The following is a 16,764-nucleotide window of genomic DNA, read 5'->3' on the forward strand; positions in this document are numbered from 1 at the left end:
TTGGCAAGTCCCCTTGAAGGAGGTGCCTCCAAGAATGGCCGTAAGTGCCCCGCTTCTGGCTCCGGAATTGCTGTATTTGTTTAACAATGGTCACTTGTTCCACGCCTACCGAACCTTCGGCGCTCATAAACATGAATACGACGGCGACACCGGAGTCCGCTTCGTCGTCTGGGCGCCCAAAGCCAGAGAGGTACGCGCCGTGGGAGACTTCAACGGCTGGAACGGGCAGGGGCATCGCCTGCATCGAGTCGGTTCGACCGGCGTGTGGGCGGGATTCGTGTCCGGAATCGGCGAAGGAACCTCGTACAAGTACGAAATCATCGATTCCGGCGGCCATCGCCTGCTGAAATCCGACCCCTTCGCGTTCCGGTCCGAGCTTCGCCCGAACACGGCTTCCATCGTCGCGGACCTGACCCGACACGACTGGAAGGATCAAGCTTGGATGGAGCACAAGAGAAAGAACCCTCCGTACGAGCGGCCGATCCTGACGTATGAGGTTCACCTCGGCGCTTGGAGGATGGAAGAACGAGAAGTGTTCCGCACCTATCGGCAGCTAGCGGATGAGCTGCTCGATTACGTCGTGAAGATGGGCTATACCCACATCGAGATTCTGCCTCTGAATGAACACCCGCTAGACGCCTCTTGGGGATATCAAGCGACGGGCTACTATTCGGCGACAAGCCGGTACGGCCCGCCGGACGGTCTTCAAGAGCTGGTCGACCGGTGCCATCAGCGGGGGATTGGAGTCATCCTGGATTGGGTGCCCGGACATTTCTGCAAGGACGATCATGGACTCCGGAGGTTCGACGGGGGAGCGCTCTACGAGCACTCGGACTCCCGAATCGCCGAGAAGCCGCTCTGGGGGACATTGGCCTTCGACTTCGGCAAAGCCGAGGTGCAGAGCTTCCTGATCTCGAACGCCATCTTCTGGCTGGACGTCTTCCACATCGACGGCCTGAGGGTGGACGCGGTGGCCAGCATGATCGACCTGAACTTCGACAAACCTCCTGAGATGCACACGCTGAATCGCCACGGGGGCACGGAGTACCTCGAAGCCCTCGATTTTCTCCGCAAGCTGAACGAGACGGTATTCCGCTATCATCCGGAGACGCTGATGATCGCCGAGGATTCGTCCGCTTGGCCGGGAGTCACCGCGCCGACCTACCTGGGAGGCTTGGGATTCAACTACAAATGGAACATGGGCTGGATGAACGACATGCTCCGCTACATGGAGACGGATCCGAACGATCGGCCCGCCCGACATCATCTGATTACCTTCTCGCTGCTATACGCCTTCTCAGAGAACTACGTACTTCCTCTCTCGCATGACGAAGTGGTCCACGGCAAGCGCTCCCTCCTTAACAAGATGCCTGGAACCTACGACGAGAAATTCGCCAACCTCAGACTTTTCTACGGATACTGGATGACGCACCCTGGCAAGAAGCTGCTCTTTATGGGCGGAGAGTTCGGACAATTCGACGAATGGAAGGACGCGGAGGGCCTTGACTGGCTTCTGCTGAAGTACCCCCTGCATGCGGGCATGCACCGATTCTCGCGGGACCTTAACGCGCTCTATCGGGAAGAGAAAGCCTTGTGGGAGAGAGACCACAGCCACGAGGGCTTCCAGTGGATCGACGCGGACAACGCCGGACAGAGCGTGCTTGCCTTCGTCAGGAGAGGCTTCGACTCCAAGCGCCATTTGATCGTCGTTTGCAATTTCTCGCGACGCTCGTTTCCGGCTTTCCGGATCGGGGTGCCGACCGGAACGTTGTATCGGGTCATCCTGAACAGCGATGTCGCGGATTACGGAGGATCGGGATATCGAATGCCAAGAAGGATCAGGGCAACTCGCAAGGCATCGCACGGACTGCCGTTCAGCATCGAGATTCCGTTGCCGGCGCTCTCTTTCCTACTGCTCGAGCCAGATCGAATCGCAGTCGAGTAACTGCCCGTGGGCAGGCAAGAAGCCATCGAACAGAGAGGAGTTGTGCCTATGAGCCGCAATGAATGCATTGCCATGCTTCTAGCAGGAGGAGAAGGACGCCGTCTAGGCGTGCTTACGAAGGATTTGGCGAAGCCGGCCGTACACTTCGGAGGGAAGTACCGCATTATCGATTTTACCTTGAGCAATTGCGTCAATTCGGGCATCGAGACGGTAGGGGTGTTGACCCAGTACCAACCGCTCGTCCTGAATCGATATCTCGGAATCGGAAGTCCGTGGGGGTTGGATCGACGCGAGGGAGGCATGCACGTTCTGCCGCCTTACGTTCGCCAGAAGGGCGGAGTTTGGTATAAAGGGACCGCTAACGCGATCTATCAGAATATCGGTTTCATAGAGAGATACGAACCGGAATACGTTCTGATCATCTCCGGCGACCATATCTACAAGATGGATTACGGCCTTATGCTTGAGCATCACAAGAAGAACAGGGCGGATGCGACGATCGCGGTCATTACCGTTCCCTGGGCGGAAGCGAGCCGGTTCGGCATCCTTAGCGTCGACGAAGACGAGAGAGTCGTCGAATTCGCCGAGAAGCCGAAGCAGCCGAAGAGCAATCTCGCGTCGATGGGCGTTTATATATTCTCTTGGAAAGTGCTCCGCGAATCTCTGTTGGAGGATGAAGCGAATTCGCATTCGTCCCATGACTTCGGCAAGGACATCATTCCGAAGCTGCTGGCCGATCAATCCAGGCTGTACTCCTATCGTTTCGAAGGGTATTGGAAGGATGTCGGAACGATCGAGAGCCTGTGGGAAGCCAACATGGATCTGCTCGAGGACGAACCCTCGCTCGATCTGTACGACCGGGACTGGCGCATCTATTCGGTGAACCCGAACCGGCCCGCGCAGTATCTGTCTCCGGAAGCATCCGTCCGGAGCTCGCTCATCAATGAAGGCAGCGTCGTGGAGGGCACGGTGAACCGATCCGTCCTGTTCCACGGCGTCAAAATAGCGGAAGGAAGCACGGTCGAGGATTCGGTCATCATGCCGAACGCGATCGTAGGCCGGGGAGCGAAGGTTATTCGCGCGATCGTCGGCGAAGGGGCCGTCGTCAGCGAAGGCTGCCAGGTCGGCAGCCTGGATTCCGAGGAGATCGCCGTCGTCGGAAGCGGAGCCGTTGTGAGAGCCGAGAAACCGCTAGAGGAGGCGAATCCGATATGAAGCTCCCGATGATGGGCATCATCAACCTGATTCACGAGACCGAGGAGATGGGATCCCTGACGGCGAGCCGCTGCCTGGCGACGGTGCCGTTCGCGGGCCGCTACCGTCTGATCGACTTCGCTCTCTCCTCCATGGTCAATTCGGGAGTGCCTCGCGTGGCCGTCTTCGCGCATACGAAGTTCCGTTCCCTCATGGATCACTTGGGCTCCGGAGGCAATTGGGACCTTCATCGCAAGCAGAGCGGGCTGTTCGTTCTCCCGCCCTCGATGGAGGATATGACCGACTTCGGCAAAGGCGACCTATACCAGTTCTACCGCAATCGGGATTACTTCTACCGCAGCTCTCTGGAATACGTCGTGATCGTCCGCAGCCATATGGCGTGCAACGTGGACTTCGCGGCGATCCTCGAGCAGCATCGCGAGCGCAACGCGGACATCACGGTCGTCTGCAAAAAATGGCCCCATGCCCAGACGGGACTGACGCGCAAAGTCAAAACGGACGCGAGCGGACGAATCGTGGAGATGCAGGACCATTTCGGGCGGCTCTCGAGCGATCTCGTCTCGATGGAGATGTACGTCATGCGCAAGGAGCTGCTGATCGAGCTGGTGGAGACATCCCTGGCGCAAGGGAAGGATCATCTTGTCCGCCATGCGATTCTCCCCCGCTTGGGAGAGCTGAATGTCAGCGCCTATCTTCACGACGGCTATCTTGGCGTCGTGAATACGATTCCGGCTTACTACCGGCACAATATGGAACTGCTGAATCCGGACGTGTGGAACGAGCTGTTTTTCCGGCCGGGTCCTATCTACACGAAAGTCAAGGATGAGCCGCCGACCCGTTACCGCACGGGCTCGAACGTCGTGGACTCGCTTATCGCGAATGGCTGCGAGATCGAAGGCACGGTGGAGAACAGCATTCTTTTCCGCGGGGTGAAGGTGCGCAAGGGGGCGGTCGTCCGCAACAGCATCGTCATGCAGAACGGCGTGATCGGCGAGAACGGAGCGCTGGAGAATTGCATTCTGGATAAGGAAGTGGAGATCCGCCCTCTGCAGCAGCTGAAAGGGACTTCGGAGATGCCGTTTCTTGCCTTGAAACGCAACGTCATTTGACCACATAGGGGGAATTCCATGAAAGTCTGGTTCGCGGCGTCCGAAGCGGTGCCTCTCGTCAAATCGGGAGGCTTGGCGGATGTCGTCGGAGCGCTCCCCAAGGCGTTAAGCAAGCTGGGGGCGGAAGTGACGGTGTTGCTGCCGAAGTACGGTGCGATTCCCAGGGAGATCGTCGAACGGGCGGTCTTCCTGGAGCACTTCAACATTACGCTGGGCTGGAGATTGCAGTATTGCGGCCTGTTCGAGGCGATCGAGGACGGCGTTCGCTTCCTGTTGATCGACAACGAATACTTTTTCCACCGGCATTACTTGTACGGATACGGGGAAGAGGAGATCGAGCGTTACGCTTTCTTCAACTTCGCCGTGATGGAGGTTCTTGCGAGGTCGGCGAAGGACAAGCTTCCCGACATCATTCATTGCCATGATTGGCAGACCGGCCTTATCCCCATGCTGCTGCGCACCCGTTACTCGCATTATCCGGCGCTGCGGCACATCCGCACCGTCTTCACGATTCACAACCTGCAATACCAAGGGGTCTTCTCTCGAGGGAAGCTGAAGGACGTTCTCTCCGCGGGAGACGATCTGTTCACGGAAGACGGGATCGAGTTCTATGGCGACGGCAACTGCTTAAAAGCGGGCTTGAGGTACGCGGACAAGCTGACGACCGTAAGCCCCGCTTACGCGCAAGAGATTCAGACATGGGAGTACGGGGAGAAGCTGGACGGGGTTCTGCGCATGAGATCGTGGGATTTGCGGGGCATCGTGAACGGAATCGATACGGACAGCTACGATCCGATGACGGACCCCAACGTCAAGACGCATTACCGGCATTCTCTCGCGAAGAAGCGTTCGAACAAGCTCGCGCTTCAGAGGGAGATCGGCTTCGAGGCCAACGCCGGCCGGCCGGTGATCGGAATCGTCTCGCGGATGGTCGACCAGAAGGGCTTCGATCTGATCGCGGAATCGCTTCCGGCTCTGATGGAAGAGGATCTGCAGCTGGTCATTCTCGGATCCGGGGATTCGAAGTACGAGCAGCTGTTCCGCCAAGCGATCGAATGGTATCCGGGCCGCCTGTACGTATGGTTCGGATTCAACGAAGGCTTCGCCCGAAGAATCTACGCAGGCGCGGATATGTTTCTCATGCCCTCGCGGTTCGAACCCTGCGGCCTTAGCCAATTAATCTCCCTGCGTTACCGCACCGTTCCTATCGTCCGCGAGACCGGAGGGCTTCGGGACACGATCGAGGCATATAATGAATTCGCCGGCACGGGGAACGGCTTCAGCTTCGGTCCGGCCACGGCGCATGACCTGATCTTCACCGTCAAGCGCGCGCTCTCGTTCTATCGCCAGCCCCCCGAGTGGGAGAAGATCGTGGCGAACGGCGCCAAGAAGGATTACGGCTGGGATGCTTCGGCTAAGGAATATATGCAGCTCTATCGCGAACTTGCCAACTAAGGAAGGGGACTAACGCTATGGCGCGCCATCTGGTAATCGGGAATGGGAAAATGTTGATCAATCTGGACCGCAATGGCTACATGCGAGACTTGTACTATCCCTATGTCGGGCAACTCAACCATATCGGCGGGCAGGCGTGCCGGCTCGGGGTCTGGTGCAACGGCAAATTCGTCTGGCTGGACGATGCGGGCTGGAAGATCGAGCTGGGCTATATCGACAATTCGCTGGTGACGAACGTGACGGCAAGGCACGAGGGTCTCGGGCTCGAGCTGCACATCAACGACGGCATTCACCAACGGGAGAGCATCTACATCAAGAGGGTGGTTGTCCGCAACCTGCGTTCGGAGGCCAAGGAAGTTCGGGTATTTTTCCACCATGACCTGATGATCGACGGCAACGAAGTGGGCGATACGGCGGCTTATTATCCGGGCAATCGCACGCTCTTCCATTACAAGCGTTCCTCCTACTTCATGTTCAACGGCCGCTCCCAAGGGGGCGGGATCTTCCAATTCTCCACCGGAATCAAGCGATTCCAATCCGCGGAAGGCACATGGCGGGACGCGGAGGACGGGGAGCTCATGGGCAATGCCATCGCGCAGGGCTCGGTCGACAGCACGATCAGCTTCCGCGCGGACGTTCCCGGCGGAAGCGAGAGCACGTTCTACTACTGGATGTCGGTCGGCTCCGATCTGGAGGAAGTGAAGCGGCTCGATCAGTACGTGCAAGAGAGCCATCCGGAGAAGCTGCTCAGCCGCATCGTCATCTACTGGAACAACTGGCTGTCCAAGGTCGGCAACGACTTCGGGGATCTTCCTCCCGCGGTCGTCCGCCTGTTCAAGCACAGTCTTCTGATCGTCCGGACTCAAATCGACGAGAGAGGGGCCATTCTGGCGGCGAACGATACCGACATCCTGCAATATAACCGCGACCATTACAGCTACATGTGGCCTAGAGACGGGGCGCTTATCGCCGACGCGATGAGCATGGCGGGCTATCATGGCACGATCGCGCCGTTCTTCGACTTCTGCAATCGCGCCTTGTCGCCGGAAGGCTATCTGTATCACAAGTACAATCCGGACGGGACGGTCGGATCGAGCTGGCATCCCTACGTGGTTCAAGGAAGTCCGCGGCTGCCGATCCAGGAAGACGAGACGGCGCTCGTCTTGTTCGCGTTATGGAAGGACTATGAACGTCAAGGCGAGATCGAATTGTCCCAGACCCTGTACCCGACGCTGGTGCGCAAAGCGGCTTCCTTCCTGTGCGACTTCATCGAGCCCTCGCTCGGGCTTCCGATGCCTAGCTACGACCTATGGGAGGAACGGTACGGCATCTGGACGTATACGACCGCTTCGGTCTACGGCGGGCTGATGGCGGCGGCTTACTTCGCGGATCTGTTTGGGGATTACGAGCGCAGCGACCGCTACCGGAACGTGGCGGAGCGGATGAAGATGGGGATGATCAATCATCTCTGGGACGAGGAGAAAGGCCGCTTCGCCCGCGGCCTCGTGCAGCGCGACGGCGTCTGGGTCAAGGACATGACGCTCGAGAGCAGCCTGTTCGGCCTGTTCGAATTCGGCGTGCTGCCCGCGGACGACGAGAGGGTCGTCAAGACGATGAACGCGATCGCATCCGGGCTCGCGATCCAGACGGAGATCGGCGGCATCGCGAGATACACCGACGACTACTACTTCCAGCAGAGCGACGACGTGGAGCGGGTTCCCGGCAACCCGTGGATCATCTGCACGCTCTGGGTGGCGAACTTCCAGATCGAGACGGCGAAGAAGCTGGAGGATCTGGAAGAGCCGAAGAAGACGCTGGAGAAGGTGTCGCGCGGCACCCTTCAGGGCGGCAATCTGCCGGAACAGCTCCATCCGATCGACGGCACTCCGTTGTCCGTCGCGCCGCTCACCTGGTCGCATGCCACCTACATCAGCACGGTCAGCAAGTACGTACGCAAGCGCGAGCGGCTCGCCGCGACCGCGGGTACCCACGACTGGGAGCGGAACGGCGCGTTATCCTGAGCAAAAGGCAGACGAAGAACCGGCCGGTGCATCTCGCACGGCCGGTTCTTCGTCTTATTTCTATCGGGTCAACCGTCCAATTCCGCTTCCCAGGCTCTCATTTGCTTGGCGAAGGTGCTCATCATCTCGCCCGCGGAGTAAGATCCGCTGAAGTCCTCGACGCCGAGCCAGCCGCGGTAGCCGACCGCTCTGAGGTCGCTTAGGATCTGCTTCCAAGGCACGGCTCCGCTCGCGATCGAACGCCAGCCGCACGTCCATTCCGCCGGAGCGAACGGATCGGGATCCGGCCCGGCATTCCCGCGAGACTTCGCGGCATTCGGGTGATGGCTTCCGTCCGCCCGAACCTCGCGGGGGGCCCACCCGGCATTCTTCACGTGCACGTGGGCGAGGTAGGGGCCGAGGATCTCCATGCCCATGCGGAAGTTCTCCATTCCTTCGTGAATCATGTTGCCCGGATCCAGCAGCACGCCGACTAGCTCCGGCGAGTAACGGCTGGCGAGGCGATAAGCGGCGGAAGCGCTGGGAATGATGGTGCCGTGATGGATCTCGATCAGAGCTTTGATTCCATGGCTCCGAGCCAGGCCTTCGACTTTGTCCAGATAAGCGACGGCTTCCGCGAATTGCCTGGCATAGCCGATATCCGCCCGATAAGCCGGAACTCCGACGCGCATCATGGAAGCTCCGAGCCTGCTTGCCATGCGGAACAAGGCTTCCGTACCTTCGAGATCGCCGCACGTTAGATAGGGAACAAGCGCGATGGACTGGAGCCCGTTGTTAGCGGCCGATAACCGGAAGCGCTCAACCTCTTCCGGAGCGGCGGAGGGAGCCAGGGTCGAACGATTATTGCCCCAGAAGGATGGGGGTTCGTCGAGAGCGGAAGCGGGAGTTTCCTTGCATCTCCATTCGATGCCTTCGATGCCGGCGAGTCTGGCGGCTTCGCACGTTTCCTCCGGGGTCAGTTCGGGAGCGGAGACGGTGAAGACGGATAAACGGAATCTGGACATAAGGGGGTTGACCTCCTGCGGCGAAGCCGTCGATTGAATTCCTCTCCCTCATTCTAGCATCGGGATCGAGAAGGGAGACGGAGATTCGCGAAGAACTTAATAGGAGATAAGGGAAACCGCCAAGAGGTCAATTCAAGTCAAATCGAGTTCGTCGCCAAGGGGCCGATTAATCAAATTGAGATCGGCTCAAAGGCGATCGGAAGCAAGAGGAGGTTTAAAAGGATGAGCACGAATCGAAATACCGCTGACGCAGCCTCGAATCCATTCGTTCCCGTTTTCTTCGTATTGTGCGGGACGTCCATCCTGTGCGTGCTGCTATTAATCGTTCGAGGGCTCGAAGTGGACGAGTTCCGCTACGGTTTTCTGCTCTGGAACCTATTCCTGGCCTGGCTTCCGTTGATGACATCCATGCTGGCGCTGCTGGTGGCGTCCAATCATGGGCTAAGCGAAAGCGTCAAGAAGCCGGCGTTGTTCGTCTTGGGCATCGGCTGGCTGCTGCTTTATCCGAACGCTCCCTATTTGACCACGGATCTCATTCATCTTTTTATCGAACATAGCTTTACCTGGGAGACAAGCCCGGAATCCTTGATTCTTTGGTTCGATCTGATCCTATACTTCTTGTTCTCCTGGTGCGGGCTCATGCTCGGTTACTTATCGATGAATCACTTCCATGATCTAGTAAGAAGCTACTTCGGCAGAGCGGCTGGCTGGCTGTTCATTCTGGTCGTTTCTTTCCTGGGAGGCTTCGGCGTTTACCTCGGAAGGGTCATTCGCCTGAACAGCTGGGATGTCTTGTTCAGCCCTTTCCGCTTGATCGAAGGCGTTCGGGCGGGCTTGGATTACCGCGGCTTTATCTTTACAATTTTGTTCGGCCTGCTTATTCTTATCGTATACCTGTCGATCATAAGCTTGAGGTATGTCGCTTCCGGAGGGATTGGCCGGCGGGAGGAGCCCGCCGAATGGTTCAAAAGATGAATAAATTAAGACTTACGGAACCGTGACGGCGCCGGATGCGTATGGGATAATAGAGTCGAATTGGAGGCGGATGGACATGAGTTTTCTGAAGAAATTTACGGAGACGGTAAGCAAAGGCGTATCGACCGCTACGGAGAAGGCGCAGCAGACGGTCGAGATCACGAAGCTGCATTCCCAAATCTCCGGCAAACGCAAAGAAATCGACAAGCGGTTCGCGCGCATAGGCGAGGCCGTCTATCAAGCATATTTGGAGAAAGACCTCAGGAAGGCGGAGAGCCAAGCCATTCCGGAGTGCGAAGCCATTAGCGGAATTCGCCAGGACATCGAAGCGCTGGAGGATCGCATCCGCGAGCTGCGCAACGAGAAGGAATGCGTCTGCGGCAATACGGTCTCGTTCGATACGAAGTTCTGCCCGACTTGCGGGCATAAGTTCGACATTCCGGAACCGAAGCCGGTCGCGGCCGTTCCGGTGAGCGAGATCCCGGAGGATTCGGAGATCGTGGAAGCGATCGTGGAGGATCCGGTTCCGGCGGCCAAGACGACGGTGGCCTACTGCGGCAATTGCGGGGAAGAGCTGAAGGGAGAACTGCGGTTCTGCCCGAACTGCGGGCATCCTGCGGCGGGTTAATCGGACAGCGGAAAAGTTGGCGGTTGATGGGAATGAAGAAGCGTAGAGTCGGCGGACGAAGGTTCGCTCGGCTCTTTTTTTGTCTTCCGGCCGTTGCCGGACGCAGTCCATTCGAAGCGTAACGTTTAATCGAATCATAATGTCACAACACAACATCTCATAGCTTGGATATGGAATCGTAACTGGCAACGGTACCTAAACCCACCACCGAATCGTAACGTCGCAACCGTACCGCAAGCAACCCGCAACAAAATCGCCACGTCGCAACCGTGCTATAACCCTCAAACGAATCGCCACATAACAAACGTACCGTAATCCTCAACCGAATCGTAACATCGCAACCGTACCGTAACTCACAACCGTACCGTAACGGAACTTTGAGACTCTTACAGACGCAAATTGATGGCTTTTGGATTTTAACGGAAATATTTGACTCTTACACGAACAATCCCGCTCTAATCTAACCTGAAATTCAATATAAGCGTCGCAAAATTCCGTTAGAATTCAAAGCCACGCTTTTTTGGCGAATAAGGGGCTGAAATTTCCGTTAGCCGAATGCCGAACTGCCATTAATGCCAATAGCCGTAAGCCGACAGCAGTCGAGCGTCGACCGGGGAATCGCAAGCGAGCCCTTGCCGGTACGTCGGCGAAAGAGAGCAGCCGGCTGCCTTTGCGTCTTCTACCTCTGAAGCCGACCTTCCATTAACGCTATTCCCGTAGCGAGACGGACCTTCTCGCGATCAACTCGGCCGGTAGCACGATGCGGCGCCATGGCTGGGGTGCCTGATCCCTCTCCTCGATTCGCTCGATGAGCATCTGCATGCCGAGATAGCCGAATTGGTAGGCCTGCTGCGCAATTACGGTAAGGAAAGGATCGATCTCGGAATAAGGGCCGAGATCGTCGAAGCCGACGACGGAGAGTTCCTCCGGTACCCGTATGCCGCGATTCATCAGCGTGCGAATCACTTCGACGGCGAGCACGTTGTTGCCCGCCACGATGGCTGTCGGCGGCGGATTCATCGAATCCAGCCAGCTTTCAATATCCGAGAGATCGCTCTTCGGTTCGAACGCGGTCTCCAGGACATATTGCTCGTCGTACTCCAGGTCGTTCAGCTTAAGGGCTTCCCGGAACCCTTCCAAACGAAGTCGCGCGCTCGAGATCGAGGGCAAGCCGTTGATCAGCGCGATTCGCCGATGGCCGCGCGAGGTCAGGTGATCGACCAGCTTGCGCGCCCCTTCCTTCGTATCCCCCAACACGACATCGCTTCCCATCCCAGGCACTTCGCGGTCGAGCAGCACGAACGGAACGTTATGCCGCCGAAGGCTCTCGAGATGAGGCAGCGAGGAATCGCCGGCAGGCGCGACGAGGACGCCGTCGGCTCTCGTGGCGAGAATCGTGTCGACGTAGTCTTTCTCCTTCTGGGCGTTCTCGTCGGAATTGCCGAACAACAGACGGTAGCCTTGTTTCTTGGCGGAATCTTCCGCTCCTCTGGCGAGAGTGGTATAGAAAGGGTTCGTAATATCCGTAATCAGCAGGAACAGCAGCTTGCTCTGCTGGAGAACGAGGCTCCGGGCCATGTGATTCGGAACGTAATTCAGCTCCTCCATGACCTTCTGGACCTTCGCTCTTGTTTTGTCGCTGATCTTGCCAGTGTTATTGATAACCCTGGACACGGTCATCGCGGATACGCCTGCTTTAGCGGCGATATCATAGATCGTAACCATATGCAGAGCCCCTTTGTCGTCCATATTCATTTTTATCTTACCTAACTTCCCGATTGACAGCAAGCCATTTGCCTGCTAGTTTAGTGTTATCGATAACATTTTATATCATTTGGAGGTGCATGGGGATGGCAGAGCAAAGCTTCCGTTGGCAAGGAGAATTCCCTAAGATCGGCATTAGGCCGACGATTGACGGACGGCGCAGAGGCGTGCGCGAATCTCTCGAAGAACAAACGATGAACATGGCGATCGGCGTAGCCAAGCTGATTGCGGACCATCTTCGTTACCCGGACGGCACCCCTGTCGAGTGCGTCATTGCCGACAGCACGATCGGCGGCGTGGCGGAATCGGCGGCTGCGGCGGCCAAGTTCGCGAAAGAAAATGTAGGTGTATCGATAACAGTAACGCCGTGCTGGTGCTACGGGACCGAGACCATGGACATGAACCCGTCCATTCCGAATGCGATCTGGGGCTTTAACGGAACGGAACGGCCGGGGGCCGTTTACTTGGCGGCGGTGTTGTCCGCGCATGCCCAGAAGGGGCTGCCGGCATTCGGGATCTACGGAGAAGACGTGCAGGATGCGGGAACGACGGATCTCCCGGAAGACGTTAAGGGCAAGCTGCTCGCATTCGCCCGCGCCGGACTTGCGGTCGCGATGATGAAGGGAAAGTCCTATCTGTCGATGGGCTCCGTCTCCATGGGAATTGCGGGCTCGATTGTAAGCGATTCCTTCTTCCAGGACTATCTCGGGATGAGAACGGAATATATCGATATGAGCGAATTCGTAAGGCGAATGGACGAGGGGATCTACGATCCGGTCGAATTCGAGAAAGCGCTCTCTTGGGTAAAGGCGAACTGCAAGGAAGGTCCGGACAACAACCCGGCGTCCCTTCAGTCCACCCGGGAGCGGAAGGATGGCGAGTGGGAGACGGTCGTCAAGATGGCGCTGATCGCCCGCGATCTGATGGCGGGGAATCCGAGGCTGAAGGAGCTTGGCTACGAAGAGGAAGCCCAAGGCCGCAACGCGATCGTCTCCGGCTTCCAAGGGCAGCGTCAATGGACGGATCACTTCCCTAACGGAGACTTCATGGAAGCGATTCTTAATTCCTCGTACGACTGGAACGGCATTCGCGCTCCTTATATCGTGGCGACGGAGAACGACAGCTTGAACGGCGTCGTGATGCTGTTCGGCTACCTGTTGACCAATACGGCGCAGATCTTCGCGGATGTCCGCACCTATTGGAGCCCGGACGCCGTCGAGCGCGTCACCGGTCACAAGCTTAGCGGTGCCGCTGCGGGAGGCTTGCTGCACCTGATCAATTCGGGTGCGGCTACATTGGACGGTACCGGCGAACAGACCAGAGACGGGAATCCGGCAATGAAGCCGTTCTGGGAGATTACGGCGGAGGAAGCCCAGAGATGCCTGGATGCCACCTCCTGGCGTCCGGCGTCCGTCGAATATTTCCGCGGAGGCGGTTTCTCTTCGGACTTCCTGACGCGCGGCGGCATGCCGATGACGATGTCCCGTCTCAATCTGGTGAAGGGGATCGGGCCGGTGCTGCAGATTGCGGAAGGCTACTCCGTCGAACTTCCGGCCGAAGTGCACGATACGCTCGACAAGCGTACGGATCCGACTTGGCCGACGACTTGGTTCGCGCCGATTCTGACGGGAGAAGGAGCGTTCACGAGCGTTTACGACGTAATGGACAACTGGGGGGCGAATCACGGTTCGATCAGCTTCGGCCATATCGGCGCCGACTTGATCACGCTCGCGTCGATGCTCCGGATCCCTGTCAGCATGCATAACGTGGAGAAGAGCAAGCTGTTCCGTCCTCGCGCGTGGGGATTGTTCGGAACGGCTGATTCGGAAGGCGCGGATTATCGCGCTTGCGGGAATTTCGGACCGTTGTATAAATAAATTAATTCCGGCCGCTGCGAGGAATCGCGGCGGTCGATAGGAAGAGGGGAACCGCAAGATGAGCAGCCAAGCCATTCGCGAAGAGCTGTGCAAGTACGCCCGCAAGACAGTCGCCAATAAGCTGGTCGTCGGACCTGGCGGCAATATCAGCGCCCGGCATGAAGGCAAGATGTATTTGTCGCCAAGCGGATTCGCGCTGGACGAGATCGAACCCGGCCAATGGGTGGAAGTCGATATCGAGTCGGGGGAGGTAACCGATATCGGACTGCGGCCGTCGTCGGAGGTGCTCATGCATCTGTATGCCTATCGTCACAATCCGAATATCGGAGCCATGGTGCATACCCATCCGCCTTATTGCATTGCTTTTACCTTGGTCGAGAAGGAGCTCCCGATCATGTTCCCGGACCAAGCCGCTCTGGTCGGCCGCACGGTCTATGTGGATTATGTGCTTCCGACGACGGATCGGCTGGCGGATGCGGTTGTCCAGAAGGCGTATTCTTCTTCCATCCTGCTCGGCAATCACGGCCTGGTTACGACGGGGCGCAATCTTCGCGAGGCGTACTATCGAACGGAAGTCGTCGAGGAGAGCGCGAAGATTTACCTGATCTCTCGGGCGATCAAGGCTCCGAAGGTGCTGACGGCGGAAGAGACCGAGGAGATCGCTTCGCTGGAGAGCGAAGCTTATCGGATTCAACTGCTTCAGAAAATGAAATGAAGCAAACGATGCGTTAAAGGAGGTCGGTGCGATGAAAACCGCTAGAACGGCGCTGGCCTTCGATCTCGGCGCTAGCGGCGGCAGGGCTTTCATTGGGAGGCTTCATGCGGAAGAGGACGGTTCGAAAAGGCTGGAGACGGTGGAGACGCATCGGTTCTCCAATGAGCCGGTTCAGGTCGGAACGCATCTGCATTGGAACATTCTGCAGCTTCTGCGCGAGCTTAAGAAGGGGATTCGCGGCGCTTATCGGCAAGGCTTCGAGCCGACGACGTTCGGCATCGATTCTTGGGGGGTGGACTTCGGGCTGTTGGATGCGAACGGGGAGCTGATCGGGCTTCCGTATCATTATCGGGATCCTCAGACGGAAGGGCTTCCCCAGGAAGTCAACGCACTCGTCGGAGAAGAGCGCTTGTATCTCGAGAGCGGCGTGCAGTTCATGCCGTTCAACACGATCTATCAGCTGTACGCATTGGCCAAATCCGCTTCTCCCAAGCTCGGCATCGCCGACGCGCTGCTGCTGACGCCTGATTTGCTCGTCTATATGCTAACCGGCATACGGGCATGCGAATATACGATGGCGACGACCACGGCGTTGTACAATCCCGAGAAGATGGAGTGGAACAAGCCGCTGCTGGATCGGCTCGGCTTGCCTTCGAAAGTGTTCCTGGAGCCTGTTCACCCCGGGACGGTGATCGGGTCGCTCTCGAAGGAGGTTGTCGCGGAGCTGCAGGTTCCGGACATGCGCGCCGTTGCGGTCGGATCGCACGACACGGAATCCGCGGTCGCCGCCATTCCGGCGCTGAACGGCCCCTTTGCCTACCTGGTATGCGGGACTTGGTCGCTGCTGGGGACGGAGCTGTCCGAGCCTCTGCTGTCGACGGAAGCGATGCGGCTGGAGTTCTCGAACGAAGGCGGCGTCGGCGGCGCTTACCAACTGCTTAAGAACATCATGGGTTTATGGATTCTGCAGGAATGCAAGCGGGAATGGGAGGAACGGGGCGAGGGGATCGGCTACCCCGAACTGACGGAACAAGCGGAGCAAGCCGAGCCGTTTCGTTCCTTGATCCAGCCGGACGACGCGCGATTCTTCGGTCAGGGAGACATGACGGGGAGAATCCGCGCTTTCTGCGAGGAGACCGGGCAGGCCGTGCCCCGGAATCCCGGAGAGTTCGCTCGGTGCATTCTGGAGAGCCTGGCGCTTCGTTATCGGCAGGCGCTGGAGCAGATGGAGCGCCTGACGGGCGCGGATTATTCGGGCTTGCACATGGTGGGCGGCGGAATCCAGAACAAGCTGCTCTGCCGCTTTACCGCCCAGGCGATCGGCAAGCCGGTCTGGGCAGGCCCCGTCGAAGCGAGCGCGATCGGCAATCTGCTGGTCCAATTCATCGCGACCGGCGAATGCCGCGACCTGCAAGAAGCTCGCAGGTTGGTCGCCGAATCGTTCCCGATCGAAACCTTCGAAGCCCGGGACGCTTTGGGCTGGCAGGCTGCCTATGAGAGATTCGCAGGTTATGGGCAAGAGGGATAAGGAGGAAGAGAGCGTTGTTAAAAGGAATATCGAGCGTGATCTCCCCGGAGCTGCTCAAAATCTTGATGGAGATGGGACACGGGGATGAGATCGTTCTGGCGGACGCGAATTTTCCCACGGCGAGCCATGCTCGGAATCTCGTTCGCGCGGACGGGCATCGAATCCCGGAGCTGCTTCAAGCGATTCTGCAGCTGATGCCGCTCGATCCCTATGTCGACAAGCCTGCGGCTCTCATGCAAGTGATGCCGGGCGACCGCACGGAGACGCCGATCTGGAGGGAGTACGGCCGAATCGTACAGGAATGCGCGAGTCTTCCCGATCCCTTCGAGGAAGTGGAACGGTTCGCATTCTACGAACGAGCCAAGCGAGCTTATGCGATCGTGGCGACGGGCGAAGGCGCGTTGTATGCGAACCTGATTCTGAAGAAGGGCGTAATCTCGCAGGCTTAATCCCATTCATGGCAAATCTAGCGGAAAGCCGCTCTCGGATCATTAACCAATGATCCAAGGGCGGCTTTTTTAGATTGTT

At 58.0% G+C, this 16,764-nt stretch carries 13 protein-coding genes; 11 read left to right on the forward strand and 2 right to left on the reverse strand.

Annotation, left to right across the window (positions count from 1 at the left end; genetic code table 11):
* The first annotated feature begins 34 nt into the window (after window positions 1-34).
* From glgB to ELR57_RS05690, 5 genes are read left to right on the forward strand one after another with little or no spacing between them, the layout of a single operon-like run.
* Window positions 35-1,945: a 1,4-alpha-glucan branching protein GlgB gene (glgB, locus tag ELR57_RS05670; protein WP_126958054.1), complete on the forward strand. Its 1,911-nt coding sequence runs from the start codon at window positions 35-37 to the stop codon at window positions 1,943-1,945.
* A 48-nt stretch (window positions 1,946-1,993) separates the two neighbouring features.
* Entirely contained in the window at window positions 1,994-3,160 is a 1,167-nt protein-coding gene (locus ELR57_RS05675; protein ID WP_126958055.1) for a glucose-1-phosphate adenylyltransferase, read from the forward strand.
* Window positions 3,157-4,269 carry a glucose-1-phosphate adenylyltransferase subunit GlgD gene (gene glgD, locus ELR57_RS05680; protein WP_192896523.1) on the forward strand — a complete coding sequence of 371 codons (1,113 nt, stop codon included), beginning with the start codon at window positions 3,157-3,159 and terminating at the stop codon, window positions 4,267-4,269. The genes ELR57_RS05675 and glgD overlap by 4 nt, the downstream gene beginning before the upstream one ends.
* An 18-nt stretch (window positions 4,270-4,287) precedes the next feature.
* The gene (gene glgA, locus ELR57_RS05685; protein ID WP_126958056.1) at window positions 4,288-5,724 is read left to right on the forward strand and encodes a glycogen synthase GlgA; all 1,437 of its coding nucleotides are present in this window, start codon (window positions 4,288-4,290) and stop codon (window positions 5,722-5,724) included.
* A gap of 17 nt (window positions 5,725-5,741) precedes the next feature.
* On the forward strand, window positions 5,742-7,745 hold the full coding sequence (locus ELR57_RS05690; protein WP_126958057.1) for a glycoside hydrolase family 15 protein: 2,004 nt from the start codon (window positions 5,742-5,744) through the stop codon (window positions 7,743-7,745).
* 68 nt (window positions 7,746-7,813) lie between these two features.
* Here the strand turns inward: ELR57_RS05690 and ELR57_RS05695 are convergent, their stop codons facing one another.
* The gene (locus ELR57_RS05695) at window positions 7,814-8,749 is read right to left on the reverse strand and encodes a sugar phosphate isomerase/epimerase family protein (RefSeq protein WP_126958058.1); all 936 of its coding nucleotides are present in this window, start codon (window positions 8,747-8,749) and stop codon (window positions 7,814-7,816) included.
* 222 nt (window positions 8,750-8,971) lie between these two features.
* Here ELR57_RS05695 and ELR57_RS05700 point away from each other — a divergent pair, with 222 nt between their 5' ends.
* Both ELR57_RS05700 and ELR57_RS05705 read left to right on the forward strand, forming a co-directional pair.
* Window positions 8,972-9,724, forward strand: a complete 753-nt coding sequence (locus ELR57_RS05700) for a DUF1361 domain-containing protein (RefSeq protein WP_126958059.1) — start codon at window positions 8,972-8,974, stop codon at window positions 9,722-9,724.
* A 76-nt stretch (window positions 9,725-9,800) separates the two neighbouring features.
* Window positions 9,801-10,352 (forward strand): double zinc ribbon domain-containing protein, encoded by a 552-nt coding sequence (locus ELR57_RS05705; protein ID WP_158629941.1) that lies wholly within the window; start codon window positions 9,801-9,803, stop codon window positions 10,350-10,352.
* Between the two features lie 708 nt (window positions 10,353-11,060).
* Here ELR57_RS05705 and ELR57_RS05710 read toward each other — a convergent pair.
* The gene (locus tag ELR57_RS05710) at window positions 11,061-12,077 is read right to left on the reverse strand and encodes a LacI family DNA-binding transcriptional regulator (RefSeq protein WP_126958061.1); all 1,017 of its coding nucleotides are present in this window, start codon (window positions 12,075-12,077) and stop codon (window positions 11,061-11,063) included.
* A gap of 125 nt (window positions 12,078-12,202) precedes the next feature.
* On the opposite strand from ELR57_RS05710, the gene ELR57_RS05715 reads away from it, so the two are divergent.
* From ELR57_RS05715 to fucU, 4 genes are read left to right on the forward strand one after another with little or no spacing between them, the layout of a single operon-like run.
* A complete protein-coding gene (locus ELR57_RS05715) occupies window positions 12,203-13,993 on the forward strand; it encodes an L-fucose isomerase (protein WP_126958062.1) in 1,791 nt (596 codons plus the stop codon).
* A 58-nt stretch (window positions 13,994-14,051) separates the two neighbouring features.
* The gene (locus ELR57_RS05720; RefSeq protein ID WP_126958063.1) at window positions 14,052-14,708 is read left to right on the forward strand and encodes a class II aldolase/adducin family protein; all 657 of its coding nucleotides are present in this window, start codon (window positions 14,052-14,054) and stop codon (window positions 14,706-14,708) included.
* Between the two features lie 31 nt (window positions 14,709-14,739).
* Complete coding sequence (locus tag ELR57_RS05725) at window positions 14,740-16,236, forward strand: rhamnulokinase (protein WP_126958064.1); 1,497 nt, start codon at window positions 14,740-14,742, stop codon at window positions 16,234-16,236.
* A 14-nt stretch (window positions 16,237-16,250) separates the two neighbouring features.
* The gene (gene fucU, locus ELR57_RS05730) at window positions 16,251-16,685 is read left to right on the forward strand and encodes an L-fucose mutarotase (RefSeq protein ID WP_126958065.1); all 435 of its coding nucleotides are present in this window, start codon (window positions 16,251-16,253) and stop codon (window positions 16,683-16,685) included.
* Window positions 16,686-16,764: the final 79 nt, after the last annotated feature.

Source organism: Cohnella sp. AR92 (assembly GCF_003990975.1).
Taxonomy (GTDB): Bacteria; Bacillota; Bacilli; order Paenibacillales; family Paenibacillaceae; genus Cohnella.